The sequence below is a fragment of the Escherichia sp. 94.0001 genome, from assembly GCF_013369155.2.
GTDB lineage: Bacteria > Pseudomonadota > Gammaproteobacteria > Enterobacterales > Enterobacteriaceae > Escherichia > Escherichia coli_F.
Map to the genome: position 1 here is coordinate 1 of NZ_JABWMS020000249.1, position 407 is coordinate 407.

Annotated in this window: 1 protein-coding gene; it reads left to right on the top strand. The window is 63.6% G+C overall.

Annotation, left to right across the window (positions count from 1 at the left end; translation table 11 throughout):
• The coding region (locus tag HEN33_RS25535; protein WP_183083545.1) for an Ig-like domain-containing protein at window positions 1-407 on the top strand (407 nt) is incomplete at both ends.

Below are 407 nucleotides of genomic sequence, written 5' to 3' on the forward strand. Positions count from 1 at the left end.
GACCGCCGGAATCAGTGCGGTCACTGCCAGCATTAACAGCAGCAGCCAGAGCCGGAACGTCACGTTTATCGCCGATGTCAGGACGGCGCAGATCGCGGTGCTGGAAGTGACGCAGGATTACGCCGTGGCAGATGGTTCGACGGCGAACACGCTGCGGGCGAGGGTGACCGATGCGTTCGGTAATACGCTTGCCGGGCAGACGGTCAGCGTGACGGCAGGCAACGGCGCAACGGTCGCTCCGACTGTCATCACAGGGCAGGACGGGACGGTGGAAATCAGTGTCACCAGCCAGACGGCGGGCACCAGTGCGGTCACCGCCAGTATCAACAGCAGTACCGCGAGCCGGAACGTCACGTTTATCGCCGATGTCAGGACGGCGCAGATCGCGAGTCTGGAGGTGACGCAGG